The organism is Paenibacillus borealis (assembly GCF_000758665.1).
GTDB lineage: Bacteria > Bacillota > Bacilli > Paenibacillales > Paenibacillaceae > Paenibacillus_AQ > Paenibacillus_AQ borealis.
In genome coordinates this window covers 3,924,772-3,943,843 of the sequence record NZ_CP009285.1, presented here as the reverse complement: position 1 = coordinate 3,943,843, position 19,072 = coordinate 3,924,772, and the positions used below count along the sequence as shown (strand labels likewise).

At 51.7% G+C, this 19,072-nt stretch carries 16 protein-coding genes and 1 pseudogene; 4 read left to right on the top strand and 13 right to left on the bottom strand.

The features are described 5' to 3' along the window. Positions 1-77 precede the first annotated feature (77 nt). The 4 genes from PBOR_RS38480 to PBOR_RS16620 all read right to left on the bottom strand — a co-directional run bounded on the left by PBOR_RS38480 (position 78) and on the right by PBOR_RS16620 (position 2,711). The gene (locus tag PBOR_RS38480; protein WP_342671118.1) at positions 78-548 is read right to left on the bottom strand and encodes an MFS transporter; all 471 of its coding nucleotides are present in this window, start codon (positions 546-548) and stop codon (positions 78-80) included. 13 nt (positions 549-561) lie between these two features. Further along, positions 562-864: a hypothetical protein gene (locus tag PBOR_RS38475; protein WP_042213482.1), complete on the bottom strand. Its 303-nt coding sequence runs from the start codon at positions 862-864 to the stop codon at positions 562-564. A gap of 155 nt (positions 865-1,019) precedes the next feature. Then, complete coding sequence (locus tag PBOR_RS16625; protein ID WP_042213480.1) at positions 1,020-1,883, bottom strand: cation diffusion facilitator family transporter; 864 nt, start codon at positions 1,881-1,883, stop codon at positions 1,020-1,022. Between the two features lie 324 nt (positions 1,884-2,207). After that, a complete protein-coding gene (locus PBOR_RS16620) occupies positions 2,208-2,711 on the bottom strand; it encodes a ferritin (RefSeq protein WP_039292730.1) in 504 nt (167 codons plus the stop codon). A gap of 117 nt (positions 2,712-2,828) precedes the next feature. On the opposite strand from PBOR_RS16620, the gene nagZ reads away from it, so the two are divergent. Next, positions 2,829-4,196 (top strand): beta-N-acetylhexosaminidase, encoded by a 1,368-nt coding sequence (nagZ, locus tag PBOR_RS16615; protein WP_245648211.1) that lies wholly within the window; start codon positions 2,829-2,831, stop codon positions 4,194-4,196. Between the two features lie 57 nt (positions 4,197-4,253). On the opposite strand, the gene PBOR_RS16610 is transcribed toward nagZ, so the two are convergent. From PBOR_RS16610 to PBOR_RS35495, 5 genes and pseudogenes are all read right to left on the bottom strand, one after another. Continuing rightward, a complete protein-coding gene (locus PBOR_RS16610; RefSeq protein ID WP_342671117.1) occupies positions 4,254-5,357 on the bottom strand; it encodes an efflux RND transporter periplasmic adaptor subunit in 1,104 nt (367 codons plus the stop codon). Between the two features lie 24 nt (positions 5,358-5,381). Next, complete coding sequence (locus PBOR_RS16605; RefSeq protein WP_174479817.1) at positions 5,382-6,767, bottom strand: ABC transporter permease; 1,386 nt, start codon at positions 6,765-6,767, stop codon at positions 5,382-5,384. Between the two features lie 170 nt (positions 6,768-6,937). Next, positions 6,938-7,627 (bottom strand): annotated as a pseudogene (locus PBOR_RS16600) (ABC transporter ATP-binding protein); the annotation flags it as partial. 63 nt (positions 7,628-7,690) lie between these two features. Continuing rightward, a complete protein-coding gene (locus tag PBOR_RS16595) occupies positions 7,691-10,273 on the bottom strand; it encodes a hypothetical protein (protein ID WP_042213474.1) in 2,583 nt (860 codons plus the stop codon). A gap of 183 nt (positions 10,274-10,456) precedes the next feature. After that, on the bottom strand, positions 10,457-11,290 hold the full coding sequence (locus PBOR_RS35495; RefSeq protein WP_052429506.1) for a helix-turn-helix transcriptional regulator: 834 nt from the start codon (positions 11,288-11,290) through the stop codon (positions 10,457-10,459). Positions 11,291-11,435: 145 nt separating this feature from the next. Between PBOR_RS35495 and PBOR_RS16585 the strand changes: the two genes are divergently transcribed. The 3 genes from PBOR_RS16585 to PBOR_RS16575 all read left to right on the top strand — a co-directional run bounded on the left by PBOR_RS16585 (position 11,436) and on the right by PBOR_RS16575 (position 15,130). After that, positions 11,436-13,499: a beta-galactosidase gene (locus PBOR_RS16585; RefSeq protein WP_042213471.1), complete on the top strand. Its 2,064-nt coding sequence runs from the start codon at positions 11,436-11,438 to the stop codon at positions 13,497-13,499. 594 nt (positions 13,500-14,093) lie between these two features. After that, positions 14,094-14,813 carry an AzlC family ABC transporter permease gene (locus PBOR_RS16580; RefSeq protein WP_042219489.1) on the top strand — a complete coding sequence of 240 codons (720 nt, stop codon included), beginning with the start codon at positions 14,094-14,096 and terminating at the stop codon, positions 14,811-14,813. Continuing rightward, positions 14,804-15,130, top strand: a complete 327-nt coding sequence (locus PBOR_RS16575) for an AzlD domain-containing protein (RefSeq protein ID WP_042213469.1) — start codon at positions 14,804-14,806, stop codon at positions 15,128-15,130. Before PBOR_RS16580 ends, PBOR_RS16575 begins: the two co-directional genes overlap by 10 nt. Before the next feature lie 5 nt (positions 15,131-15,135). Here PBOR_RS16575 and PBOR_RS16570 read toward each other — a convergent pair whose 3' ends face one another. The 4 genes from PBOR_RS16570 to PBOR_RS16555 form a co-directional block, all read right to left on the bottom strand. Continuing rightward, complete coding sequence (locus PBOR_RS16570; RefSeq protein ID WP_081972075.1) at positions 15,136-16,110, bottom strand: alpha/beta hydrolase; 975 nt, start codon at positions 16,108-16,110, stop codon at positions 15,136-15,138. 98 nt (positions 16,111-16,208) lie between these two features. Beyond that, positions 16,209-16,616, bottom strand: a complete 408-nt coding sequence (locus PBOR_RS16565) for a MerR family transcriptional regulator (protein WP_042213467.1) — start codon at positions 16,614-16,616, stop codon at positions 16,209-16,211. A 27-nt stretch (positions 16,617-16,643) separates the two neighbouring features. After that, positions 16,644-17,987, bottom strand: a complete 1,344-nt coding sequence (locus PBOR_RS16560; RefSeq protein WP_042213465.1) for a hypothetical protein — start codon at positions 17,985-17,987, stop codon at positions 16,644-16,646. Next, positions 17,984-19,072, bottom strand: a complete 1,089-nt coding sequence (locus PBOR_RS16555) for a DUF58 domain-containing protein (protein ID WP_042213463.1) — start codon at positions 19,070-19,072, stop codon at positions 17,984-17,986. Before PBOR_RS16555 ends, PBOR_RS16560 begins: the two co-directional genes overlap by 4 nt.

Here is a 19,072-nt window from a genome sequence, read left to right as displayed (position 1 = left end):
TGTTAATAACATATCGTTATTATATACCTGCCGCCGAGGAAAACGTCAAGTGAAAGGTAATGTAACCCTGCCTACAATCAAGCCTTAGCTTCAACAATGTGCGTAGCCTTGCCGGATTTCACAATTCTCATGGCCATGATTGCCGCGAACAGGCAGAGGAAACCTGCGGTTACGAACGGAACGCTGTAGCTGCCGAGCCACTGCCGCATCAGCCCGGCTCCGTAAGTAGCTGTGGATGCCCCGATTTGGTGGGCGACCAGAATCCAGCCGAACACCATTCCGGCTTGCTCCCGGCCGAAGAGATCGGAGGTGATTTTGACGGTTGGCGGAACGGTGGCAATCCAGTCCAGTCCATAGAAGACGGAGAAAATCAGCAGCATCGTATATCCGCTGTTCAGCGCATACGGCAGGAAGATGAGCGAGAGTCCGCGCAGTCCGTAGTACCAGAACAGCAGCACCCGGTTGTCCAGACGGTCCGACAGCCAGCCGGACAAGGTGGTTCCGACCATATCAAACATCCCCATCAAGGCCAGTAAGCCAGCGGCCATTACCAGCGGAATATTATAGTCCCCGCAGGCAGGGATCAGGTGTGTGCCGATGGCTCATCGAGATCAGCATCATCCGGCGGATTCCGTATTTCGCCATCAGGGAAGCTGAGAAGGAACCCATCAGCCCATACAGAAAAATCCGCACAGATAACGCCTCGGACACCGCTCCGCGGCTCCAGCCGAACTCCTCTTCAAACTGCAGCATCAATACACTCGGGATCGAGCTGATCCCCGCTGCAACCAGCAGTACAATAAACACAATTCTGATTACGATCCATCCATAATATAGATTATTCCGTTTTCCCGCGTGCTGCATGCTCCCACTCCCGCTTCCAACTCAATATTTACCTACAATGAGAACGATCATTCCCAATATAGGTAAAAAAATTGCCTTCTTTCGCAAGTAAGGCAATTCAATATTGTTTAATAATATAATGTTCCGGGAACGATCGGTCAAGTAATATTCATTCGTCACATGGGCTCAATATGGACTAGTACAGTAGCTACTTGATGACGGTCCTTCAACTGACCCTCTATTTCTTCCGTAATATCATGGCTCTGCACCACATTCAGACTGGAATCCACAAGTACCGTCGTATCCACAAGCACATTGTTCCCATGAATGCGGGCTTTGATATCTTTGATCAGCTCAACGCCTTCAATCTCCGCTACCGTCTGCTTCATCAGCTCCAGCTCACTTGCATCGAATCCGTCCGTCAGATCATGAGTGGCTTTGCGGAAGATATCCCATGCGGTTTTGCAGATCAACAGGCCGACAATTGTAGCGGTCAGCGGATCAAGCCACGGAATGCCGAACTGCGAGCCAATAATACCAATGAAGGCTCCCATGCTTACGAGCGCATCCGAACGGTTATCCTGCGCAACGGCATGCATCGCATTGCTGTTCAGTGTACGGGCAAGCTTAATATTGTACATATACACAGCGAACATAACCACAGCACAGGCAGCTGCCGTCCACGCGGCAATGAGATCAGGGGTTTCCAGTGAAGGCTGAACAAACTTGTTGACACCCTGGTATAGCACTTGAAAGCCTACAGCAATCATAATAAAAGAGGCGATCAGTGCGGCAACTGTCTCTGCTCTGAAATGACCATAGCTGTGATTGGAATCCGGGGGTCTGCGGGAAATCTTCAGGCCTGTCAAAATCGCTATGGAAGCAATAATATCGGTGCTGTTATTCAGTCCGTCGGCAAGTAATGCCTGGGAGCCTGAGACTGATCCGATGAACAATTTGACGGCAGATAGCAATATGTAGGCCAGTAGACTGAGCCAAGCCCCTTTTTCACTTTGTTTGATATCGCTGTAATTATCCAAGAAAAAGGACCTCCAAAGAATAGTATTGTTCCATACTACACGCTGACTAACGGGTGGGTCTAGAGAAACAGTGTTGCCGGACGGCGCAAGAGTTAACCCCGCCAAATAGAGTTGGAGTACCGGAAGTATGTTGCCGTGCACAACATTGTTTGCACTAACTCAACATTAAGCACAATACATGCTTCAGGACTAAGTAACTTTTCATTGTAAACACCGTCTAACTATTATGGAGAAGTCCCGTCAGCCGCATAAAAAAGCGGATACCCTCCTGTATAGGAGGGTATCCGCTGTAAAAGTAAAGAACAGGACAAATCCGGAAGTAAATTATTCCGCCGGAGGAGTAAACGAACGGGCTGCGAACTCGGCATCCAGCATATAGAAGGCATTGCTGTCCGTTTCAATCCGTTTGAGCTTGGCGATAATGTTGCTGAAGAGCGCCTCCTCCTCCACCTGCTCGTCAATGAACCATTTCAGGAAGTAGATTGTAGCGTGCTCGCGTTCATCCAGGGCCAAATCGGCCAGATGGTAGAATTTCTTCGTATTCTGCTGCTCATGGGCGAAGGCATGTTCGAACGCATCCAGCATGGATGAATATTCATTGTTCGGCTCCGGCAGGGCAGCAAGGGTGGCACGGTAGTCACGGTCATTGAGGAATTTGTAAATCTTCATCGCATGGAACCGCTCTTCTTCAGCCTGCACCAGGAAAAAGTTGGCGAATCCGTCCAGACTCTCACCCGAACAATACGCAGCCATCGCCAGGTATACATGCGCGGAATAGAACTCGAAATTCATCTGTTCATTAAGCGTGTTCATTAATTGTTCTTTCATTGACAGGTCACCTCATCCTTCTCATTTGTGTACTCCAGTAAGCAGTTCTTATGTAAAATCTATTTCATCTTATCATCCCTACCCGCCAATCAGCAAACGAAAGGACGAATCTCAACAATGAAATGGTTCAGCCCGCGGCAACACAAGTCATCCCCGTATATGCGCCTCCTCTTCCTCCTTACAACCGTTGCCTGTCTGCTTCTGGCAAGCGGTTGCGGAGGGCGCGGAAGCTCTGCACCGGCTGGTGCGAGTCCTTCCCTGGCACCGGCATCAGCTTCACCCTCTGCTGCGGTGACAACACCTGCTGCAACAGCAGCTGAATCACCGGCAGCTCCTGTGCAGGCCTCTCCTACTCTTGCTCCGGCAGAAGACAGCGCGGACACTAACGACGTCATCTCCCGGAAGATTGCCGGGATGACACTGGAGGAGAAGATCGGACAAATGCTGCTGGTCGGAATCGATGGGACTACGGCAGAGTCTGCGGCACAGAAGATGATTGCCGATGACAAGGTAGGCGGAATCATCCTCTATTCCGATAATATCAGCAGCCTGAAGCAATTGGTCAGTCTGACCAATGCCTTGAAGAAGAGCAATAACGGCAATCCCGCCCCGCTGTTCATGAGTGTAGACCAGGAAGGCGGCAAGGTCAGCCGTCTTCCCGCCGAATACGCAGTGTTTCCCTCAAATGCAGCGGTAGGGAAAGGGAATAACGCTGCCGATGCCGGAACCATGGGCGAGCTGCTGGCAAGGGCGGTGAAATCCTCCGGCTTCAACATGGATTTCGCACCAGTTCTTGATATCAACAGCAATCCGGATAACCCGGTTATTGGTGACCGCTCCTTCGGCAGCACAGCAGATCTGGTAGTCCGCCTTGGCATCGCCGAGATGAAAGGCCTGGAGTCTGAAGGAGTTGTGCCTGTAGTGAAGCATTACCCCGGCCATGGGGATACTTCCGTAGATTCCCATCTGGAGCTGCCGGTAATCAACAAAACTGAGGCACAGCTCGCCAAGCTGGAATGGCTGCCATTCCGGGCGGCTATTAAGGAGAAAGCAGACGCAGTAATGGTAGCTCATATCCTGTATCCGAAGCTGGACCCTGAGAAACCTGCATCCCTGTCCAAAGTAATCATCGGCGGGCAGCTGCGCGGACAGATGTTCTTCAAGGGAGTCGTCATTACCGATGATCTGACGATGGGCGCGATCGTCAAGAACTACAGCCTTGCAGCTGCTGCAGTTGATACTGTACTGGCAGGCAGCGACATTCTGCTGGTTGCCCACGAGTACAAGAACGAGCAGGCGGTGCGGGCCGCTCTGCTCAGCAGCGTGAAGGACGGTACGGTCACCGAAGCCCGGATCGATGAAAGTGTCTATCGCATTCTTGCATTGAAAGCCAAATATGAGCTGACCGATCAGGCGGTCCCCGTCCCCGAACTTAATGGGTTGAACAGCGATATCAAAGCCTGGCGCAAGCCATTCCAACACTAGTTAGCACAAAAAACCTGCGTTCCGTATTTAACCGGAACGCAGGTTTTTTGCTGATTCTTACTGAAGAACTACAGTATCTCCAGCCTTCAGTCCTGACAGTACTTCTGTCTTCTCTGTCGTCTCCATGCCTACCTTGATCTCCGTCCGTTCATACTGGCCGTTTCCTTTATCCAGCATAACATAGGCCAGATCACCTTCATGAACAACGGCTATACTGGAGACCACTACCGCCTTCTCTTTGCGAGAGGTCTCGATATCACCGCTGAGGCTGAGTCCGCCGATCAGATGCTCGTCCGGCTGCAGGGAGATGACTACTTCGAATTGCGGAATTTGTCCAGCCGTGTTCTGGCCGGTGGTCGTCGTCGCAAATTTGGAAACCTCGGTTACTTCACCATTAAGGATCAGATCCTTCATCGCTGTCATCTTCACCTGTACCTTCATGCCCTGCTTGATGCGGAAGATATCCTGCTCTCCGACCTGTGCAATGAACTCCAGCTTGTTCAGATCCACGATCTTGCCGATGTACTGATTGTCTGTAACCGTCTGCGGCCGTTCCGTACTGCTGTCGTAGAGGAAGATGCCGTTCTCGGGTGCATGATAGACGGCCGTGTTCAGCTTCGCTTTTTTATCCGCAAGCTCCTTGGCCTGAATCTCGGCATTCACCTGATTCAGTTCGTCGTTCAGACGTGCAGCCTCCTGGGCAGCCAGTGCCTTCAGCCGTTCCGCTTCCGTACCGGCCGGAGCCGCACTCTCATCCTCCTGCTGGCTGACAAAAGCGTTCAGCTCCGCCTCCAGCTTCGTCTTGCGGTTGGCAGCTTCCGCCGTCGCAATCTCATTGCGCAGCAGCGACTGATCCAGGGTAAAGAGTACATCCCCTTTCTTGACCTGTGCGCCATTCTCTACTTTCCAGGCGGTTACCTTGGAGGCAAACGGTGCATACACCAGAGTCTCCTGCTGGTATTGCGATCTTCCTTTTACCTGTATCGAGCTTGTCAGCGTCTCCTCTGTTACAGGGAAACTGATCACCTGCATCGGTTCCGGCGGAAGCTCTGCCGCCTCATTGCCCTTGAAGAATTTGGTATACCCCAGATAACCTGCGGTACTGATGATACCTAAGATTATGATCCACTTCAGGCTCTTCTTTAGAGTCCTCTTCATCATTTCGGCTTCCTTTCTAGCTTAGGCTTAATCTCGTTTAATGGCGGTCAACGCATCGGTTCGGGAGGCGCTGATGGCCGGATAGATTCCGGACAGAACTCCGGTCATGATGGCAAAGGACATGCCAACCGGTAAATTGAGCGCCGGGATGAAGAAATTCATTCCATCGCCTGCCGAACCGACCAGCTTATTAAGCCCCATGACAATTAAGTAAGAGAACAAGACACCCAGCATTCCGCCCAGCAGTCCCAGAAGCGCGGCTTCTGTTATAAACATATTGCGGATCTGCCCCATGTTGGCTCCCAGTACCTTCATAATGCCAATCTGTCTTCGACGCTGATGGGTCGACATCGTCATGGCCACAATAATGGAGATCGAGGCAATGATCAGGATGAATACACCGATGCCGAGTGCAGCCATTTTGATCATATCGAATTGTTCTTTCAGCATTTCCTGCTGATACAGATTGTCGCTGGCATTCAGTGACAGCTTCTGAATCATTTGCTCGACCGCCTTGATGTTCGCCACATCGTCCACTTTTACCGTAACGGCGTTATAGCTTCCCTCTGCCGGCAGATTGAGGACACTGGTGGTGGAATTATCAAATACCAGTTCCTTGGAGAGCTGCGCTGCAGTTTCAGGCGACATATACATAATCTTGTCATAGGAAGCCTGCATATCGTCGATCCCCTTCGCCCCTTCGAGAATGCCACCTATCTGGAGCGGAGAGCTAAGCTTCGTTGTAGGAGTAGTTGTGCTGTAATCCTGAGCCTGAATCTGAATCTGTTTGCGGTACAGCTCGGAAGGCTGGACCGATAGTTTTCTGTACTGCTCCTGGATATCCTGATTGAACGGATCATTGCCCATACTCTCATAAAGCTTCTGCCGGGTCTCCAGGTCGATCAAGCCCAGAGTCGCCCCGTAATTGAGCACAACCGTTCCCGGCTGGCCGTTCGCTCCGCCCTGCTTGAATTTGTGATCGTATTCCGTCAGCATCTGCAGGTCGGCGACAATGATCCTGACATCAGCAATTTTATTGTCGATCGTCACCAGCTGCAGATATCCAGCCTCCTGAAAGGGTGAAGCGGCCTTCACATGATTCAGTCCTTGGATAATCTCCAGCTTCTGATCCGTCAGCTTGCCCGGATCAAGATTCTCGTTCACTTCACCTGATGCAGGGCCGCCTTTCCCGCCCTGGGATGGTATCCCCCCGCCCGGCGATACCATAATTTCATCCATTTTGAAACTTTGGTTCACCTGGTCGGTCACGTAGACCTGGGCAGACTGGCCCACACTCAGGGCCACGATGATAGCCGCACAGCCGATGGAGATACCGGTCATACATAGACCCGTAACCACCTTGCGCCGTTTGACCTGTTCCCAGGCCATCCGTGAAATATCTCTGATCTTCACGGCTTCCCTCCCTCTGCAGGCTCAGCTTCCGCAGCTGTCTGATCTTCAGCTTCGTCAGCTGACTGCTCTTCAGTCCCCGCAGCTGTCTGCTCTTCAGTCCCTGCAGCTGTCTGCTCTTCAGTCTCTGCAGCTATCTGCTCTTCAACTTCCGTAGCTGTAGCTGTCAGCTCTTCAGTCTCAACCGCTGTCTGCTGTTCAGTGATCAGGAAGCCGTCTTTGAGCGTAAAGATCCGCTGCATTTGCTCTGCCACCTTGTGTTCATGGGTAACTACTATAAACGTAGTCTTCATCGTACGGTTCAGATTCAGCAGAATGCTGATAATTTCCTCCTCGGTCTTGGAATCCAGATTCCCCGTTGGCTCATCTGCGAAGATGACCGACGGTTCTGTGATCAGTGACCGGGCAATACTGACCCGCTGCTGCTGTCCCCCGGAGAGCTGGGAAGGGAATAAATCCGCTTTGTCGGGAATGCCCACCTGCTCCAGCAGGGCGAGCGCCTTCTTCTTACGGAGTGATGGGGATACCGATTGGAACACAAGCGGCAGCTCCACATTCTCGCGAACTGTCAGGCTGGTAATCAGCTCATATGCCTGAAAAATAAATCCGATATGCTTGCGCCGGAACTCGGCAAGCTTATTCTCGCCCATCTTCACAATGTCCTGATCGGCAATATATATGTGACCTTCCGTCGGCTTCATCAGTCCGGCCATCAGGTTGAGCAGAGTTGACTTGCCGGAGCCTGAGCTTCCCAGCAGTGCTACCATCTCTCCCGATCGGACAGCGAAGTTGATTTTGTGGAGAACGGATGTCCATTCATTACCGGTTTTGAACGAATGCGTAATATCTTCAACACGCAACATGGAAGCTGCTCCTTTTTAAAAATACAAGAATTAATATATTAGATAGGTTGAACTGAATTCAGATTACTCAGATTTAGGCGGAAGCTCTTCTTTGACCGTATAGACCTGGCCGCCGAGCATCAGCCGTTCACCCTGGAACTCATCATATAAGGTTAATTTATAAGTGCCGCCTCCCAGTGTTTTGTACAGGCTTCTGTTGATAGAGAGCGAATAGACGTTGTTGGTCCCTTCTGTCAGATCGGTACCTATTCCGAGTGTTTTTTCCTGCGAGATGCCGAATGGATCGGTAATTTGTAGAATAAGCTTATGCTCCAAGGCTCCTGCATCGTATTGGTAATCCCGCTTCAGATTGTAGTTGATTGAAATATTAATGGTATCCGTGGATATCATATGTCTGCCTTCTGAGCTCAGGAATGAAATGGTATAAGGGTATAGGACAGTTTGCAGTAGTGTAGTTGCCGGTTCATTGACCTGCGGATTCAGCTGGAGCGCAGCTACATCCACAAACCCGGTTGCTTCCTGTCCGCTCTCAATCAGCTTACCGCTGTTAACTCCAGCACCCAGGTAAAGGGAGATATCACTGATATCCATGGTTTTGGGCAGCTTGGTCCAGAAAACAACCAGTTGTTTCGCACCTGGAGAAGCACTGTTATCCGACTGGCTTGGCGTTGCTTCGAAATATTGTCCGTCCTTGGTTTTGTAATATGCCTGCAGGCGGGCCATCTTGCTCTGTCTTTTTTCTTCACTGCTCATGAGCAGTTCGGTATAGACCAGATTGTAATTTTCTCCTTCATAGACCGTGGTTCTGTTCTCCTGCACACTGGCTGTTTTACCTTTTCCTGTTACGGTGTAGCTTTTGCCCTGCGGAATGGCAGGGATACTGTTGGTTGAGTTGCCGATACTAAGATCCAGGAATGGAATAGTTTCTGTATTCTCCGTTCCAGTTAGAGCTATTCGCATCTCCTTGAACTCAGCCGTATAGGCTATTTTGCCGAGTACATACATTTCAAGTGATTTGCCGGGAGCCAGGACCGATGATTCCTTATTGTCCATGAACAGGTCTGTAGTCACGAGCAGACTATCATTATCGAGCTTGATCGAGCCCTTAAGCTCCGGCAGGGTCAGCGACACGGACTGTGTATTGGTAATTTTCAGTCTGGCAGCTACAATGTCATCATCTCTCCATGGGTAACGCTGCACGGATTGAATACTATAGGAGAAAGAGCCAAATGAATTCGTTGTCATGTACTCCTGCCCCGTCTGCACATCTGTGCGAAGCGAGTAAGGAATGACGAAATAGGCTACGGGGAAAATCATTTTGGAAGTCGTTGCTCCTGTTCCGGCAGTATTTGTTGCCCCTTCTGAACCGGTGGAGCCAGGTACAACTGCTGTATCCGCGCCAACCGCTTCGATCATCATCAGCTGCAGGCCGGACTGTTCCACTTCAAGCGGTACGCGGACCGTCAGCGGAATGATTTTGGTCTCCAGCGGCTTAAGTGTCACTCCGCTTAACCCCTTAGCACTTACCGGGAAGGTTGTTCCTTTGACAGATTTGACCGCCAGCTCATAGCTTGGCAGCGTTACCGCTTTGTTGCCGGTATTCTTGATCTGCATCTGAAAAGTCCATACAGCGTCAGCATCCTGTGAGTACACATTGGCATTGCGGAGCAGGGTTTCTACGGTGTTGCTATTCACAATGATTTTTTTGACGACGCCGTTCCCGACCACCAGATTAGGGGATGTGGCCGCAGGAAGCTTATATGCGGATTTCGGCAGCTCCAGCTTCGTTGTTTCATCCTTTTGCGTAAATTGCAGCTTCATATTGTCTGTTTTGAGATAGGCGGGGATTTCGGTCAGGTAGTAGATGCTCCGCTTCTCCTGCGGCTGAATCGTATAATCGGTTTGTGTGCCGCTTAGCGCAAGCTCAAAGGAAGTGCCGCTGGCAGACACCAGGTACGCGGAATACCCCGGATCACCAAGCACCTTGTTACCTTTGTTGGTCAGACTGAGCCCGACCTTGGCATAGACTTTGCCGCCGTATTTGTAGAGCTGCAGTGAATCCGCACTTGCTGTAACAGGAATGTCGCTCATCGTGGTATTCAGGCTTGCACCTGCCGCAGCAGCTGTGGAGTAATTCGCGGGAACTGCATAAGAACCCGCCTGTCTCAAATACCCCTTCGCCTTGGCATCCCATACCAGCATGGAGATCTTCAGGCCCTGCAAGGATGAGGTTTGTCCCACATTTACATAGTAGGTAACGCTGAGACTTTCTTTCGCGCCAATCTTTTTCTTCAGTGCATCCGTACCTACCGCATTCCCCGGAAGCACTGAACCGCCCGGTGTAACAACACGCGAGAAATAATGCATCAGACTCGCGCTTGAATTGCCGGAATTGGTATATTTCAGCGTGTACGAAACGATATTTCCGCCGGTCTGACTCCAAATGTTGACGTTCTCAAGGACTGCAGTCACTCCGGCTCCCAGTGGAACGGAATTGAATTTAAATGCTGCTGCAGTGGCGGATACCGCTGCGTTCTTTGATGTTCCGGCTGCGCCGGCAACGGGGGCAGCTATGCCGCCGGCCAGTTGGCCAGCCACAAGCGTACTCACGAGCAGAGCAGCATATGTAACTCTATACTTTCTCATTTATTTCCCTCCAGAAGTATTTACTAGCAATATTATAGTTGCAGGCGGTGTGGAATTTGTATCCACTTTGTAACCCTTCGCCTCCGGTTGTAACCTTCTCGAGCCAAAACATGTCAAATACAGCATAAAAACCGCTGATAATGTAACAAAGTTTGTTAATAAATTACCGGATAAACTATGATTCTATGAGCTGAACAGCCGTCTGTATTGGTTTGGCGGCATACCTTCCAGCTGTCTGAAGACCTTAATGAAGTAACTGGACTGGTGAAAACCGCTCTGCAGCGCAATTTGCGCCACTGACAGCTCTGTCGAGACCAGCAGCAGTTTGGCGCGGGCCATCCGGCAGTCACTTAAGTACCGGTTCGGTGTCTTTCCCATAATGCTGCGGAACAGGCGCAGAAAATGATAGCTGCTGTAACCGGCAAGTCTGGCCATCGCCTCCAGCGTCCAGGGCCGCTCGCATTCACTGTGTATCCTGTCGGCCGTGAGCCGGATGGAATGTCTGATCTCCAGCGGCACCGATCCGTGCAGCGGCTCAGAATTCTGCATCAGCGTCACGAGTATCTCATAGAGCAGTGTAGACAGACGCGGTTCACTGCGGGTCTCATAAGTCGCGCTTAGCTTGTACATCTCCTCGAAGACTGGTTCATAGCCAGTCCCCGGATCGAAGGTGAAGAAATAACCGCGGGAATGATCCGCTTCCTCCAGCATCGGCAGAGATAAGGCTGTGGCGAAATGGACCCAGCGTACATCCCAGGCCTGGACCGGGTCAGAGCCATATTGCTGGTAAGCCCCCCGCGGGAACAGAAACCCGCTGCCTCTCTTCATGGATATCCGCTCCCCTTCCTGAAAGACATAGCCCTCTCCGCCAAAAACCATATGGAGGTTATAGCTGTTCAGGAAACCTTCGCTTCTGCGCTCCGCATGCTGCGGGAAGTCGGTATAGTGCCCCAGCATCTCCGGATAGCAGACATAATGAGCATACGCAGGCTGCGGCAGAACATAATGCTTTTTCATACGATCCCTCTCTTCTCTCCGTCTTGAATCAAGCACGCAATATAGTAATATAATAGCAATATTATGTTATATAAGTGTATACACTGCTGATAATACAATAGATTGGTACCAACTATAAAGCATATATTTACACTTGGAGGTTACTATGAAGAAACCTGTTGCCGCAGAACGATTCGAGCTTGGTGTCTGTTATTATCCCGAGCACTGGCCTGAATCCATGTGGGCGGATGATTACCGCCGTATGGTTGAAACCGGATTCACTGTTGTACGTATGGGCGAATTTGCCTGGTCACTCTTTGAGCCGGAAGAAGGCCAATTTCAATTCGGACTGTTTGACCGTGCTATAGATTTGGCGCACAGCTACAGGCTGAAGGTAATTATGGGAACACCTACTGCCACTCCGCCCGCCTGGCTTACCGAACAATATCCTGAGGTATTGAATGTGACTTATGAAGGTGTGACGATGCAGCATGGCATGCGCCGTCATTATAATTACAGCAGTCCCAAATACCGTGAGCTCTGCGCCAGAATTGTAACTAAGCTTGCTGAGCATTACGGCAGTCATCCCGGTGTAACAGGCTGGCAGATCGATAATGAATTGAACTGTGAGGTCAATGTGTTCTACTCGGAGAGTGACCACCTTGCCTTCCGGACGTGGCTTCAGGACAAATATGTGACACTGGATAAGCTGAATGAAGCCTGGGGCACCGTGTTCTGGAATCAGACTTATACGCGCTGGTCACAGGTCTATCTGACCCGGCCTACACCATCGCCTAATCAGCCTAACCCGCATCAGGCGCTGGATGAGAAGCGTTTCATCTCTTATAACACAATCTATTTTGCCAAGATCCAGGCGGATATTCTTCGTGAACTGGCTCCTAACCAGTGGGTTACTACCAACGGCTTATTCGGACATCTGGACAGCCATGAGCTGAATGACGAGCTGCTGGACTTCTTCAGCTATGATTCATATCCGCAATTCTCGACCATTTACTTTGATCCGGCAGAGGTGAACCCGCTGCGTGACCGCGGCTGGGGACTGTCACTCTCTGCGGTCCGCTCGGTCAGCAGCAACTTCTGTGTGATGGAACAGCAGTCGGGACCCGGCGGTTGGGTCAACAGGATGGATATGCCATCTCCGAAGCCCGGGCAGATGCGGCTGTGGACTTACCAGTCTATCGCCCATGGTGCGGATATGCTGCTCTACTTCCGGTGGCGGACAGCTACTATGGGTAACGAAATCTATTGGCACGGCTTGAATGACTATCATAACCAGCCGAACCGGCGCGTGAAGGAAGCTGAGCAGATCGGCAAGGAACTGGCAAAGATCGGCAAAGCCTTCATCGGCAGCCGAACTCAGGCTAATATCGCCATCGTGCGGGATTATGATAATGAGTGGGACGGGGAATATGACGTCTGGCACGGGCCATTCATGTGGCAGAGCAACAAGGAGTGGTTCAAGACACTGCAGCGGAAGCACATCCCCAATGATGTTCTGTATATGCGCAGCAATACTACGCTTGCGGAGCTTGTGCGTTACGAGGTGCTGGTCTACCCGCATCCGGCCATTATGAGCGACGACACAGCGGCCCTGCTTGATCAATATGTACAGCAAGGCGGGAAGCTGATCTTCGGCTGCCGCACCGGATACAAGGATACCACCGGACAATGTTATATGCGGCCTTTTCCCGGAGCGGCTCAGGAGATGTGCGGTGTAACCGTTGAAGAGTTCACTATGGTCAAAGGAACACGTCAGCCTACCTCGATCAGTTGGACCAACGCTCCTGAGACGCTCACCGGTGCCGATGCTTTCAATGATATTCTTCATGTGGAAGAAGACAGTGTCGAGGTTATGGGAACCTATGCCAACGATTATTATGCCGGCAAACCGGCGGTAACCCGCAACAAGCGCGGCAAGGGGGAAGTATGGTATTACGGGGCTGTATTCAATGAGCAGGCTGTGCTGCAAATGATCGGGAGTCTGGGTCTGAATTCACCAGCTGCCGAATGGCTGGAATTGCCTTCGGAGGTCGAGCTGCAGATCCGCGCCGCTGGGGAAGGTACCTCTGCAGGACTTACCTTCCTGCTTAACTATAGCGAAGAACCGGCAGAGATTGTGCTTAAGGAATCCAGAACAGACCTGCTAAGCGGACAAACCCTCTCTGGAAGCTATACGATGGATGGATATGGCGTTCTGGTACTGGAATAACCATTCCTGTTAAGCTAAGGCATGACTAAATCAATATAAAAGGGTTCCGCCGCCGCAGATTGCCCTGCGGATCGCGGAACCCTTTTGTTGTTGCAATCTGCCCGGCAACTAAACTGGCGAAGGTATTGCAGCATATAAAATATAGAATCTCCTTGCAATTCGCTGTGAATTATTAGATATTAAAAACTGAAATTCATATTCAGTTTCAACGTGGAAGTTAGTGATAGTTGTATTATGTGCAATTAAAAACTGAGAAAAAGCATGTTTGCCTCTTATAACTGTAGTCTGTACAACTAAATTTGCCCGAATGGGCGAGCACCCCTCTACATAGGGCAGTTTAATTGCACGAAATACAACTAAACGCTTAAACACTAGTAAATCAGGTGATTTAGTTGTACAAAGTACAATTAAGCATACCTGATATATCGTAACCAGTCACTGTCAAACCTTCAGCAAGCGGTTTACCAAAGTGGTTATTACAAGTTTATATGTGATGCTATACTTAGCTTGGAAATGAATAGTTTGAAATATAGAGGAGCGAGTGAATCCGTGAAGCCAGAATTCATACAACAGGAGTCTCCGGCGAATGGCCGCCTGCAGCGGGATGCCCTAGAGGTACCGGAGGGAAATGACACCTTCCTGCAAGGGGTCAAGGACTGCCTCCCCACTCTGCTTGGATATCTGAGTATTGGCTTCGCGGCGGGCGTTGTGGAGAAAACCGCTGGCCTATCCATTGCCGAAATTGCCATGATCTCCATTATTCTATATGCCGGCTCTGCCCAGTTTATCGCCGCAGGAATGATTGCGGCCGGAAGCAGCGCCTCCAGCATCATCATCACGATTCTGCTGGTTAATCTGCGTCATCTGCTGCTGAGCGCGGCAATATCGCCCTACTTCCGCCATTTGAGCCCGCTGCGCAATCTGCTGATTGGATCCCTGCTTACCGATGAGACCTTCGGGGTAGCCATTCAGAAGAGTGCCTCCAGGAAGCAGATCAGTGAGAAATGGATGCATGGGCTCAACATTACAGCCTACCTGAACTGGTTCCTGGCCAATATCGCCGGTGCCTTCCTCGGTCAGTGGATATCCAGTCCGGAGAAGTGGGGACTGGATTTCGCCCTGCCTGCCATGTTCATTGGATTGCTGGTGCTGACGATCATGGGCCGGCGCAAATATCTGCTGGATATCACTGTCGGAGTCATTGCTGTCATTGTCGCCGTGCTGGTCTCCATTCTGTGGTCACCCAGCATGGGTGTGATTGCGGCAGCCCTTATAGCCTCTACAATTGGGATGGTGATTGAACAATGGAAATAAGACTGGACATCTTCTTCATTATCCTGGGAGCCGCACTCGTTACCTTCATCCCGCGGGTTCTTCCGCTTATGCTGCTTAGCCGGATTTCAATTCCGGACTGGGGAATGCGCTGGCTCAGTTATGTACCGATTGCGGTTATGGCTGCATTGGTCGCCCAGGAACTATTCGTAACAGACGGCAAGTTCGCCGCGCTTTCCACGAATGTGGAGCTGATCGCGGCATTGCCCTCCTTCTGGGTGGCCGTCAAAACCCGCAGCCTGCTGGGAACCGTAGTTACCGGCATCCTGGCGCTGATGCTGCTGCGTCTGCTGTTCTGAATTTTTTAGAGTTCAGCTTCCAGCTTCAACCTCTCTTTTACGTATTCGCCAATATGATAAATCGCCTGCTGTGCTTCAGGCAGAAATGCAGCCATCAGCTGAAACACACTCCACATGTTCTCCCACACCTCCAGCTGCGCTGCTGTTCCGGCCTCGGCTGCCTTAGCGGCCAGCCGCTCGGCATCACTCAGCAGCACCTCCTGATCGCCCGCCTGGATGAATAGAGGCGGTAACCCTGAGAGGTCTTGTCTGAGCGGGGATAATTGCGCAGGGGCTTCACCGGCATACTCTCCGAGATAATCCTCCAGAATACGCTGATTCGTCTCCCGGCTTCCTGTCGGATCTCTATGCGCCCGGCTGGTATACGACTCTCCGTCCAAATGAACAAGATCACCATGTGGCGAGAGCAGGAATGCTCCGCCCGGAAGCGGCTTCCCTCCATCCCGCAAAGAGATGAGCGTCATAAGAGCAAGTGTTGCACCCACAGAATCTCCGCCAAATATGATGTGCCCGGACTTGAAGCCCTGATCCAGCAGCCACTCGTAAGCAGACAGGCAATCTTCACCTGCAGCCGGATAATGGAATTCCGGAGCCAGCCGGTATTCCACAGTAAGCACAACAAGTCTGCTGGCGACCGAGAGCCTTGCCGCCAGATCCCGGTAGACTGCACAGCTGCCCGCAACAAACCCTCCGCCGTGAATATACAGAATAACTTTGGTTTCCCCATGTCTATCATTTCTTAGGGGACCACCACATTTACCTGCTTCCCCGGGATCAACAGCCCTGACCCACTCACCGCTGAACCGCCCGGTCTGAACCTGCTCAACCTGCACACCGTTCAGCGCTGGCAGTTGTCCGGCAGATTCCTCAAGGGCGGCACGGATTTCATACGCCGTTTGCCCCGGATACGGATTATTGTGCTTCAGCTGGCTGGAAATGGCCTGCAGCTGTTCAACCGGCGTCACACTAGGGCATATCATCACAGTTCATTCCTCCTCTTAATCGTTCATAAACACAATATAAACCCTGTACCAGAGTACAGGGTCAAGTGTCCATCCCGGATTAAATTCCCGCCGATTCAGCCCTTCATGTTCAGGATATCAAGGGTCTCCTGAACACCTGGATGTCTGTCCTGTGTAAGGAGGCTGCCTTTTAGCTCTTCCAGCTTCCGGCGGGTCGTGTGCCGTTTGGCGATCTCCTGATCTACAGCGGCCATTTTACTCTCAATGACTGTAATAAAGTCCGGTATTCCGATGCTGCCGTCTGAAGATTTGACCAGGGCTTTCTTAATCTCACGCAGAGTAAATCCGCAAGATTTCGCATTCTGGATGAATGCGATCCGTTCCAGTGCCTCCTCCGGATACATCCGGTATCCGCTGGATGAGCGCTGCGGCTGCTGAATCAGCCCGTATTTCTCATAATATCTGAGTGTTTCTATGTTTAATCCGGCCTCTTTGGCCAGTTCGCCTCGTAAATATGGGGTCATCCCTATTTCACCTTCCCACAGGATTAGCTATAGCTTCAACTGTTCTTTAAGAGCTGCAATCTCTTCAGCAGAGAGCTCAGGGAGTTCTGACTGTTCCTCATCTGCATATCTGGCTTTATGATATAATCCGAGCAGCTGTTCATAGGCTTGCCCTTGGCTTCCAAGGCTTTTGCGTTGCCGTTTCTCGCCTTCCGACCATGCCGCCACATCAGCCGCAGTCTCCTGCGGGGTCAGATAGGCTTTCACCTCATAGCCCTCGGTATGCTTAGCGCGGAGCCAATGACGGTATAGCCAGCGGATACGCGCACGGCTTCCGTCCATTGCCTCCCAGCGGTCCCGGCGGCTGGCAGGTGTAAGCTTGGAACGCAAGTAATCCCTGACGCCCTGAACGGTCTGCTCCCAGGTGAACAGGCTGGTCTCTTCATCCTGATAACCGGCCGGTGCTGCCTGCGTTTCTCTGCGCAGCAGTGTCAGCAGCCAGTCCATTGCTCTGCGCAGGACTCCTCCGGTATTTCTGTACAGCCAGCGTACACCGTAATACAGCACCACAACTAATGCAGCCGCCCCTATAATATAGAAGCCAATGTTAAGAATAGCGGCAAGAATGCCTGGCTCACCAGCTTCTGCTGCCGGGAATTCCTGGATGGCTTGCGGAGGAGCCTCCTCCAGTGGAGCTTCATCTGCTCCGGAGGATAACCGGCTCAGCCATGTGAAGAATATCCGCACAGCATTCCACAGCAGCATCCCGACCGCTTTACCGCCGCCTGCTGCCAGTACTGCTGCGAGGATAACGAAACCGGCCAGGTACAGGCGGTTATGCCGCCGCAGACCTTCGGGCAGACGTGCTGAATCACTGTCTAAGGAGCTGTAGCGCAGATGGCTGTTGTTGGAATCAATCAGTGCCAGCACCAGACATAAGCTTCCGCTCCAAGTTAGAATAGTCACATTAGCCTGTAGCTCCGGGATTTGGGAGAAAGCTATGGAAGCGATGAAATACAGCGTGATTCCGGCCAGATAGATTCTGAACCGGTTCACCCGGGATGCTGCAGTCATGCCAAGAAAAGCACTGACTGCGGCACCCGCCGCCAGCGGAATGCCCGTCAGTGTCAGCGTGCTGCTTAACAGTCCGGCCAGGACACCCAGCAGCAGCGCTGCCAGCAGCTGCTGCCATAAACGGCTGCACTTATACCGCAGCAGCACACCTGCTGCGGCGATCAGCGGTAATATGTATATCCACCTTACTGCTGCTTCATCAGACTGCAGATAGGTTTGCAGCACCAGCCATACAGGCAGGAGCAGCAGCCAATCTATGAAAGCGGATATCCATAGCGCAAGGTTTGCCTGGAATGAAGACGGGAAGCGGAGTTTCATAGCGCTACACCGCCTTCTTCAGGAATATCCAGCCATTCAACGCCATTGCCCATAAAGCTTAATGCTGCAGCCGCATACTGCAGTTCCGCCCCCCGGTGACAGGTAATAATCAGATAATCCGTATCCCCTTCAGCTTTCTCCGCTTCAATCTCCATCAGCCTGCTCATCGGCAGTGTTCTATCCAGGTTCAGTCTGGCCAGCATGCCCAGGAATTCTTCCGCATGTGATATAGGCCACGTGTCCACCGGATCTCTTGCCCCGCCGCCGTCCAGCCTTCCATTGCTGAGCAGCCGGGTCTCAATACCATGACTGATGGCATATTCAGCCACGGTCGCCGCGTACCGGATGCCTAGCTCAATCCGCTCCACATCGGTTACGGTCCGCCACATGGAATCGCTGATCTCCACGTTCAGGCAGATGACAAGCCTTGAATCGGCCGTGTAATCCTTCTGATGCACCTGCATGCTTCCTGTCCGGGCTGTCGCTTTCCAGTTAATCGAAGCCAGGGAATCCCCTGCACTGTACTCGCGGGTACCTGCGGTCAGGAACGGATCTTCTACAATCCAGCGCTTGACGGGCAGCTCGCCAAGCCAGCTGTGAACCGGCAGCGGAAGCTCATGAAATTGAAGCAGCCCCGGGTAGACAAGCAGCTCCAGCTGCAGCGGGAAGGTCTTCGATTTGCGGCTCATTCCGAAGAGATCACCCGTAGTCATGGTCGCTGTCTCCAGAAGGAACAATCCGCGCTCCCGGCAGATCACGTTATGCCGGCGTTTGATATGGCGGTAGGACCTCAGAAAGAACAGGCTGACATGATTCTGTGAGATCTCCCCGCTGCTGATGCCGAGATTCTCCTGGGAGCCGAATTCAAGCCCCCGGGCGATGCTGGATTCCAGACGCAGCCAAGGCAGCGGAAGCAGCTTCTTATTCATGATCTCCTCGACCATCTCCACCTGCTCACCTGCATACACGGCTTTGGCAGAGAAATAGCGGGTATAACTGACCTTCTTAAGCGCATTCCGGTCGTAGATCGCAGAAATGAACAGCAGCAGGAACAGCGTGCTTGCAATGAACCACGGCAGCGACAT